At 56.7% G+C, this 9,962-nt stretch carries 4 protein-coding genes, 1 tRNA gene and 1 pseudogene; all 6 read left to right on the top strand.

Features of this window, described 5'->3' with window-relative positions:
* Window positions 1-1,273, top strand: a pseudogene (locus F8J34_RS09100) (hypothetical protein); the annotation flags it as partial.
* Between the two features lie 9 nt (window positions 1,274-1,282).
* The gene (locus F8J34_RS09095) at window positions 1,283-4,426 is read left to right on the top strand and encodes a type I restriction endonuclease subunit R (protein WP_297058635.1); all 3,144 of its coding nucleotides are present in this window, start codon (window positions 1,283-1,285) and stop codon (window positions 4,424-4,426) included.
* Between the two features lie 113 nt (window positions 4,427-4,539).
* Window positions 4,540-4,628, top strand: a tRNA-Leu gene (locus F8J34_RS09090).
* Between the two features lie 166 nt (window positions 4,629-4,794).
* The gene (locus F8J34_RS09085) at window positions 4,795-5,520 is read left to right on the top strand and encodes a 4Fe-4S dicluster domain-containing protein (RefSeq protein ID WP_297058633.1); all 726 of its coding nucleotides are present in this window, start codon (window positions 4,795-4,797) and stop codon (window positions 5,518-5,520) included.
* 16 nt (window positions 5,521-5,536) lie between these two features.
* On the top strand, window positions 5,537-6,751 hold the full coding sequence (gene nrfD, locus F8J34_RS09080) for an NrfD/PsrC family molybdoenzyme membrane anchor subunit (protein WP_297058630.1): 1,215 nt from the start codon (window positions 5,537-5,539) through the stop codon (window positions 6,749-6,751).
* 31 nt (window positions 6,752-6,782) lie between these two features.
* Window positions 6,783-9,962: molybdopterin-dependent oxidoreductase (locus tag F8J34_RS09075; protein WP_297058627.1), on the top strand; the 3,180-nt coding region annotated here is incomplete at its 3' end.

Raw genomic sequence — 9,962 nt, 5'->3', positions numbered from 1 at the left:
CGCTGCCGATGGAGGAGTGGCCGCAGTGATTGAATTTGCTAGAACGGTTCAATCACCTTGGCGTGTTGGTATTGCATTTGGTGCTATCGCAAGACCAGAAGTCGATACAGAGATCCTGCCCGGCTTACTTGACTCTGGTGAGAAGCCGATCACCCAGTTTATAGGTGGCTTTATCCGGAGCAGACTCCAAAATCGGGGCTGGTCGTGGGTCGACTGCCTTAAGATCTCGGACTGGCGCCCTGAGCAGATCGGTAAGTTGCTATCCTTCTTACCTTTTTCGCAAGAGACATGGGAGCGAGCAGAACGCCTTCTTGGGGAAAATCAATCAGCCTACTGGAAACAAGCTAACGTTAATCCCTACGAAGCTGACCAAGGGTTGGAAATTGCGGTTAAGCTATTGATTCAACATGGAAGACCAGTAGCAGCAATCAGTTGCCTGTTCAAGATGCTCTCCGACAAGCAGCCATTTGATCCACGAGTGGCCATTCAAGCTTTGCTAGAAGCGATTACTTCTCCCGAGAGTCTTCATGTTGTTGCCTATGAAGTCGTAGAAATCATTAAAGCTTTACAGAATAACCCGGATATCACTCCGGAAGATCTCTTCCGTGTGGAATGGGCATACCTTCCTCTACTAGAGAGGGATCTTTTAGAGAAAGACCATGGTGTTGAACCAAAGTTACTTAGTCGAAAACTGGCTGATGATCCGCACTTCTTCTGTGAAGTGATTAGACTAGTATTTTTAGGCAAGAGTGAAGAATGTTCAACCGAGAAACCTACCGAAGAAAAGAAGAAAATTGCGGAAAACGCTTTTCGTTTATTGCAAATCTGGCGAATTCCTCCAGGTCTTCAAAAAGATGGATCATATGACGGTAATAAACTCAAAGAATGGCTGTATGCAGTAAAGAGAGAGTGTTCCCAAACAGGACATTTAGAGATCGCTATGTACAAAATAGGTCAGGTACTTATTCATGTTCCTCCTGATCCGGACGGACTGTGGATTCATCGTGCTGCGGCAGAGGTTCTCAACGGGAAGGATGCTAAAGCCATGCGCGATGGATTCAAGAATGCACTTTATAACTCGCGCGGAGTATATGTCGTTGATCCAACAGGGAAGCCCGAGAAGGAACTAGCAGCCAAATATCGCAAGCAAGCCGAAGCTGTTGATCAAGCTGGGTACCCTCGTCTGGCAGCTACACTCCGAGAACTGGCAGAAACCTATGAAAGAGAAGCAGAATGGATATCCGCGAGAGAAAGCTTTAATGAAAGCTGGTAAGTATACGAAATGAAATTCACAGAATCTGAAGTTGAATCGGCGGCGCTGGCCTGGCTCGAATCCCTGGGCTGGCAAATAAAGCACGGGCCGGAGATCGCCCCCGGAGAGCCTTTCGCCGAGCGAGACGATTATCGGGAGGCTATTCTACCGCAACGTCTGAAGGATGCTCTGGCTCGCCTAAACCCGGAACTTCCTATCGAGGCCCTGGATGAAGCCTTTCGAAAGCTCATAAACCCTCCCGGTGCCACGCTCGAGGCTCGTAACCGGGCCTTTCACCGGATGCTTGTGGACGGTGTGACGGTGGAATATCGCCGGGAGGATGGCTCCATAGCCGGCGCCCAGGTGCGCGTAATAGACTTTGACGATCCCGCAAATAACGACTTCCTGGCCGTCAACCAGTTTACCGTTACCGAAGGCCGCCATACCCGCCGGCCGGACATCGTGCTTTTCGTAAATGGACTTCTGTTAGTCATTATCGAATTGAAAAATCCGGCGGACGAAGAAGCCACCATCTGGACTGCTTATCAGCAACTTCAAACTTACAAAGCGGAACTTCCCACTCTCTTTGCCTTCAATGAACTTTTAGTCATTTCGGACGGGCTGGAAGCCAGGATGGGGACGCTTACCGCCGGGCGGGAATGGTTCAAACCCTGGCGCACGATCTCGGGCGAGCGGGTGGAGGACGAAGGCCTCCCCCAGCTTGAAGTGCTTCTTAAGGGGGTTTTCGAGCCGGGGCGTTTTTTGGAACTGATCCGGGATTTCATAGTTTATGAAGACGACGGCGGAAGGCTTGCCAAAAAAGTGGCCGGATACCACCAATTCCATGCTGTGCGCGTAGCAGTGCGGGAGACCCTGAGGGCGGCCGCATTGATCGAAGACGAAGGCTTGCGCGTAGGAGAAGAAATAGGCCGTTATGAGGTGCGGGGGCAGGGTGGGCGGCCCGGTGACCGGCGTATCGGGGTAGTGTGGCATACGCAGGGGTCCGGCAAAAGCTTGACCATGGTCTTCTATGCTGGGCGCATCATTCGTGAGCCGGCCATGCAAAACCCCACGGTGGTGGTACTCACCGACCGAAATGATCTCGATGATCAATTATTTGGAGTCTTTTCTCGCTGCCAGGAACTTCTACGCCAGGAGCCTGTTCAGGCCCAAAGCCGGGCCCACCTGCGCGAGCTTCTTTCACGAGAAGCCGGAGGTATCATCTTCACCACCATTCAAAAGTTCTTTCCTGACCAGAAAGGCGACCGTCATCCCCTGCTCTCTTTACGACGCAACATTGTGGTCATAGCCGACGAAGCTCATCGCAGCCAGTACGATTTCATTGATGGTTTTGCCCGTTATATTCGGGATGCCTTACCCAACGCCTCCTTTATTGCTTTCACGGGAACACCCATTGAGCTTGAGGACCGCAACACGCGAGCCGTCTTCGGAGACTACATCTCCATTTACGATATTCAGCGAGCCGTAGAAGATGGCGCGACGGTGCCCATTTACTACGAAAACCGACTGGCAAAACTTACGCTACCTGAAGAGCTAAAGCCCAAAATCGACGAAGAATTTGAGGAAGTTACTGAAAGAGAAGAAGTCGAGCGTAAGGAGAAACTCAAAACCAAATGGGCGCAACTTGAAGCCATTGTGGGGGCAGAACCACGCCTCCGCATGATCGCCCAAGATATTGTGGAGCATTTTGAGCGTCGTCTGGAAGCCCTGGATGGGAAGGGTATGATCGTTTGCATGAGCCGTCGTATATGCGTTGATCTTTATAACCAGATTATTCGCCTGCGTCCTGAATGGCACCACGAAGATGACGACAAAGGCGTAATTAAAGTGGTGATGACCGGTTCGGCTTCGGATCCTCCGGAATGGCAGCCCCATATCCGTAACAAAGAAAGACGGGAGTTCCTGGCCCGGCGTTTTCGCGACCCAACCGATCCCTTGAAGCTGGTAATCGTGCGCGACATGTGGCTTACAGGCTTCGATTGCCCGAGCCTTCATACCATGTACATCGACAAACCCATGCGCCGCCACGGGCTCATGCAGGCCATCGCCCGGGTGAACCGCGTCTTCCGGGACAAACCCGGAGGGCTGGTAGTGGACTATATTGGCCTGGCCCGCGAATTAAAACAGGCGCTTGCGGTTTATACCGAAAGCGGAGGTAGAGGTCGCACGGCCCTTGATCAGGAAGAGGCGGTGGCGGTCATGCAGGAAAAATACGAAATCTGTTGTGACCTTTTCCACGGCTTTGACTGGTCGGCCTGGAAAACCGGAACTCCCGAAGAACGTCTGGCCCTCCTTCCCGCGGCCCAGGAACATATTTTGGCCCAGCCGGATGGAAAAGAGCGTTTCGTCAAGGCAGTGCTCGAACTTTCCAAGGCCTTTGCCCTGGCCGTTCCTCATGAAGAGGCCATGCGTATCCGTGACGACGTGGCCTTTTTCCAGGCTGTACGCTCCGCCCTGGTGAAACGTTCACCTTCTGAGGCCCGTCCCCAAGAAGAGTTGGATCACGCCCTCCGCCAGTTGGTGGATCGGGCCGTAGCCCCTGAGGGAGTAGTGGATATTTTTGCGGCTGCAGGCCTTAAAAAGCCGGACATTTCCATTCTTTCGGAGGAATTTCTGGCCGAAGTGCGGGACATGCCCCAAAAGAATCTAGCGGTGGAACTTTTGCGCAAACTTCTTCAGGGAGAAATCCGCACCCGGCGGCGCAAAAATGTGGTTCAGGCCCGGCGCTTTTCTGAAATGCTTGAGCGCGCAGTTCGGCGCTATCAGAACCGGGCTATTGAAGCCGCCCAGGTCATCGAAGAATTGATTGCGCTTGCTCGCGAAATGCGTGAGGCCGACCGGAGAGGGGAAGAATTAGGTTTAAGCGAGGAAGAGGTGGCCTTCTACGATGCTTTAGCGGCCAACAAGAGTGCGGTGGAAGTTTTGGGAGATAAAACTTTGCGAAAGATCGCCCAGGAACTGGTGCGTTTGGTACGAGAAAACGTCACCGTGGATTGGGCCCAGCGTGAAAACGTAAGGGCCTACTTGCGAGTTCTGGTAAAACGTACCCTTCGTAAGTACGGCTATCCTCCGGATAAACAGGAAGAGGCCACGCAGACGGTACTTAAACAGGCTGAAGTTTTATCGGAAGAATGGGTAAAAATGAACCTTTAATCATTGTCTGCCGATATTGATTGCCATTGACCCGTTTTGGCCGGTTTTGACCCCTCTTGTCCGAGATCTCAAAATCGGATAAAGTCTTTGATAGCTAAGGATTTCAAGCCCTTGCCCGGGTGGCGGAATAGGTAGACGCTGGGGACTTAAAATCCTCTGGGGTTCCCACCCCGTGCCGGTTCGAGTCCGGCCCCGGGCACCAGTCTTCGAGGAGTTTCCCTTCGGTAAAGCTTAAAATTTAAGCACCACCGGTCCCTTTTTAAGCATCACCAACCGGGAATTCCATTCTAAGTGCTCTAAAAATCGTTTCTTTTAAATTGGCATCTCGGTTGCACCCTCTGTCTTCAAAAAGCTGGTGGAGGCGTGCTATGGCCATTATCGATGTCCGGTGGACGGAGGCCCGGGTGCGCATGATGGAGGATCTCGCGCGGGCCCTCCGCAAGCCTATCGAGAAAAGACGCTGGGCCATGGTGATTGATCTCGCAAAATGCATCGGATGTACGGCCTGCACCACGGCCTGTGTGGCGGAGAATCACCTTCCGCCCGGGGTGGTGTACCGGCCGGTGATCCACGAGGAGACCGGGAAGTTTCCCAATGTAAGGGCCCGGTTCATACCGCGGCCCTGCATGCACTGCGACCATCCTCCCTGCACCAAGGTCTGCCCGGCCATCGCCACCTGGAAGCGCCCGGACGGGATCGTGGTGGTGGACTACGAGAAGTGTATCGGCTGCCGCTACTGCATCACCGCCTGTCCCTATAGCGCCCGGACCTTTGACAAGGGTTACTACTGGTGTGACGGAACCCCCGAGATCCCCGAATATGAGAAGCTCCCCTCCTTTGAGTACGGGAAGACCTGGCCGCGGGAGGATCGGGAAAGTTCTCCGGTGGGGAACGTGCGCAAGTGCCACTTCTGTATGCACCGCATTGATAAGGGACTCCTTCCGGCCTGTGTGGTGACCTGCCTCGGGGACGCCACCTACTTCGGGGACGCCAACGACCCCAAGTCCCTGGTCTCGGAGCTTATCGGTTCTCCCAGGGCGGTGCGTCTTAAGGAACACATGGGCACCAGGCCCTTCGTCTTTTACCTAATCTAAGCCAAGGAGGAGGGTGATGAGAGAGGGATTGAGAAAACTGGTCTGGCTGGTGGCCATCGTCCTTTTCGTCATCGGTTTTTACGGGCTTTATGAACGCCTGGCCTACGGACACCGCATCGCCGACTACGGCTCCTATGTGACCTGGGGGCTGTGGGTGGCGGCTTACATCTATTTCATCGGTCTTTCCGCCGGGGCCTTCTTCCTCTCCACCCTGGTCTATGTCTTCGGGGTGAAAAAGCTTGAGAGGATCGGAAAGCTCGCCCTCTGGACGGCCTTTGCCTGTTTGATTGCGGCCCTTCTTTCCATCTGGTTTGACCTCGGGCATATGTGGCGGGCCTGGCGCATCCCGATCCACTGGCCCATCTCCATGATGAGCTGGATGGCCGTGCTCTACAGCGCCTACTTCATCCTCATCGTGATTGAGATCTGGTTTGCCATGCGGAAGGATCTCGTGGAAAGGGCTCAGGCCGGCTCGGCCCTCTGTTCCTTTCTTGTCTTCGGAAGCCGCGACCTTTCGCCCGAGGCCTTGGAGAGAGACAAAAAGGTCCTCAAGGTCCTGGGGATCATCGGTATTCCGCTGGCCACGGCCTTTCACGGCGGAGTGGGAACCCTTTTTGCCGTGGTGGCGGCCAAGCATCACTGGCACAGCGGCCTCACCCCCATCGTCTTCCTGGTGGGGGCCCTTCTTTCCGGGGCCGGCCTTCTCATCTTCGCCACCTACCTCTGGGGCCCGGCCGAGGAGGCCGAGCGCAACGAGATGCTCAAGTTCATGGGCTACATCCTGATCGGGCTCATCTGTTTTGACTTCCTGCTTGAGATCGCCGAGTACCTGGTGGGCTCCTACGCCAAGGTGCCGGAGGAGTATCTCCCCATCCGTTACATCATCTTCGGCTATTACGGAAAGTACTGGTACACCTTCTGGATCGTGCACTTCCTGGGTGGGGTGGTGCTTCCCATCCTTCTGGCCTCAAGCCGCAAGCCCGGGGCGGTGGCCCTTGCGGGGCTTCTCGTGGCGGTGACCTTCCTTTCCGTGCGGCTTAACATCGTGATCCCCGGGCAGGTGGTGCCGGAGATCAAGGGGCTTGAGTGGGCCTTTTTCGGCCCGGGCTTAAAGTACTTCTATTTCCCGACGCTTGCCGAGTGGCTCCTTACGGCCTGGGTCACGGGTCTGGGTATGCTGATCTTCCTGGTCGGGGAAAAACTCCTCCCCATAACCAATAACCGCGCCTAAGGAGAAAAAACCTTTCCAGAGGAGGGAAAATATGAAAGATTTCAGGATAAAGCGGCGAACCTTTCTTAAGTCTCTGGCCTTTGTAGGCGGGGCGGTGGCCGCGGGGGAGATCCCCTGGCTCACCCAGCTTTACGCCGACGAGGACGGTTTCTATCACCTGGCCCAGAATGCCTACCCCTTTGATCGGCCGGAAAACGTGATCTATTCCACCTGTCTGCAGTGTCACACGGCCTGCACCATCAAGGGAAAGATCTACGAGGGGGTGCTGGTCAAGATTGAGGGGAACCCTTACAGCCCCATGAACATGTGGCCCCAGCTTCCCTACGACACCCCGCCGGAGAAGGCCGTAAAGTACGATGCCCGTCTCTGCCCCAAGGGACAGGCCGGGATCCAGAGCCTTTACGACCCCTACCGGCTGCGCAAGGTCTTAAAGCGTAAACCCGGGACCAAGCGGGGCGAGGGACAGTGGATCACCATTTCCTTTGAGCAGGCCATAGAGGAGATCGTAAACGGCGGAAATCTCTTCGGCGAGGGCCATGTCCCGGGGCTAAGGGAGATCTGGGCCGTGCGCGACCCCAAGCTCATGAAGCAGCTCAAGGAGGACGCCAAGGCCGTGGCCGAGGGCAAAATGAGCCTTTCGGAGTTCAAGCGGAAACACAGGGCGCACCTGGACAAGCTCATCGACCCCAATCATCCGGACCTCGGGCCGAAGAACAACCAGTTCGTGTTCCTGGCCGGGCGTATTGAGCACGGCCGCAAGGAGTTTTCCAAGCGCTGGCTCAAGGACGCCTTCGGCTCGGTGAACTGGTACGAGCACACCACGGTCTGCGAGCAGTCCCACCACATCGCCTACAAGGAGATGACCTACAAGTACAAGAACGGGAAGTGGGGGCACGGCAAGGAACACATGAAGCCCGATGTCCCCAACTGTGAGTTCGTGATCTTTTTCGGGACCAGTCCCTTTGAGTGCAACTTTGGCCCCACGCCCTGGGCGGCTATCATCACCAACGCTCAGGCCAAGCGGGGCTTCAAGTATGCGGTGGTGGATCCCCGGCTCTCGAACACCGCGGCCAAGGCCACTTACTGGGTGCCCATCAAGCCCGGAACGGATGCGGCCCTGGTCCTGGGGATGATCCGCTGGATCATTGAGAACAAGCGCTACAACGAGGCCTATCTGCGCAACGCCAACCGGACCGCGGCCCGGCGCACCGGGGACACCACCTGGACCAACGCCACCCACCTGGTGAAGATCAACCCCGACGGCACGGCCACCGAGCTTCTCCGGGGAAGCGACATCGGAATCGGCTCGGAGCACGAGTTCGTGGCCAGTGTGAACGGAAAGCTCGTGGCCTTTGACCCCTACGCCAGGGACGGCGAGCCGGTGGTGGGGGACCTTTTGGCCGAGGGCGAGGTGAACGGCATCCGCTACAAGACGGCCTTTGCTCTGCTGCGGGACTATGTGATGAGCAAGAGCCTTGAGGAGTGGGCCCGGATCTGCGAGGTGGATCCGGAGATGATCGTGCGGCTGGCGGACGAGTTCACTTCCCACGGACGCCGGGCGGTGGCCGAGATGTATCGCGGGCCGGTCCAGCACACCAACGGTTACTACAACGGCTGCGCCATCATCACCCTGAATCTCCTCATCGGAAACCCGGACTGGAAGGGAGGACTCAGCGCCGGAGGCGGACACTGGCACGAGATGGGCGGAAAGAAGAATCAGCCCTTCCCCCTGAAGAAGATGCACCCCGGAAAACTGGGCCACTTCGGGGTGACCCTCACCCGGGAGCACTGGCACTACGAGAAGACCACCCTCTTTAAGAAATATGGCTATCCGGCCAAGCGCCCCTGGTATCCCTATACCGGAAACGTCTATCAGGAGGTGCTGCCTTCGGCGGCCGACGGCTATCCCTACCCCATAAAGGCCCTTTTCCTCCACAAGGGGACCCCGGCTTACTCCATTCCGGCCTCAACCAAGCAGCTTGAGATCCTTAAGGACCCCGGGAAGATCCCCCTCATCATCGCCTGCGACATCGTGATCGGGGAGTCCTCTCAGTATGCGGACTACATCTTTCCGGACACGGCCATCTGGGAGCGCTGGGGCACGCCTCACACCACCCCGGCCATCCCGGTCAAGGTCTCAAAGATCCGCCAGCCCATGGTGGAGGCCTTAACGGAGAAGGTGCGGGTCTTCGGGCAGGAGATGCCCTGCTCCATGGAGGCCGTGATGCTGGCCATCGCGGAAAAGCTCGGGCTTCCGGGCTACGGCAAGGACGGTTTCGGCCCGGGCTGGGATTTTCGTAAGCCCGAGGACTGGTACCTCAAGATGGTGGCGAATATCGCTCTGGAGGGAAGCCCGGTGCCCAAGGCCTCGGATCGGGAGATAGAAATCTTCCGCAGGGCCCGCCGCCATCTCTCCCGGGCCGTCTTTGACGAGGCCTACTGGCGGAAGACCGTGGGAGGGGAGGGGATCTTCCGGCGCGTGGTCTATGTGCTAAACCGCGGCGGACGCTTTGAGGACGCAAGCCGGGCCTACGAGGGCAAGCACATGCGGCACCGTTTCGCAAGTCAGTTCAACCTCTTTGTGGAGAACGTGGCTAAAGGCCGGCACAGCTTCACCGGAAAACACTTCTCCGGGATTCCCATCTATGAGCCGGCTAAGGACGCCTCCGGGAAACCCGTGACCTGGCCGGAGGAGTATGCCTTCCAGCTCTTTACCTTCAAGCCCATCCTGGTGGGCCAGTCCCGAACTATCTGCAACTACTGGACCCAGATCGCCGAATTCGGGACCAACTACGTGATGATGAACCCCCAAGACATGCGGCGGCTGGGTCTTAAGGATGGGGACGTGGTGCGGCTCATAAGCCCCTCCAATCCCGAGGGCGTGATCCGGGTGAGAAATGGTCTTGCCTTGAAGGTTCAGGGGGCGGTCAGGGGATATGAGGGGATCCGGCCGGGCACGGTGGCGGTCTGCCACGGCTACGGGCGTTTCGGCTACGGGGCCTACGATCAGGTGGTGGACGGAAAGCGCATTCCTGGAGATGTGCGCCGGGCGGTGGGGCTTTCGGCCAACCCGGTGATGCTGGCCGACCCGGTGCTGAAGAACGTGTGTCTCTCGGATCCCATCGGAGGGTCCTGTTCCTTCTATGACAGCCGGGTGAAGGTGGTCAAGGTTTCTGGAACCGAGGGCGAAAAACCCTGGGAGGTCTGGGAG

Source organism: Thermosulfurimonas sp. (assembly GCF_015491435.1).
Lineage (GTDB): Bacteria > Desulfobacterota > Thermodesulfobacteria > Thermodesulfobacteriales > Thermodesulfobacteriaceae > Thermosulfurimonas_A.
Note: the sequence above shows the minus strand (reverse complement) of the source record. Positions and strands in the feature narration are given on the sequence as shown.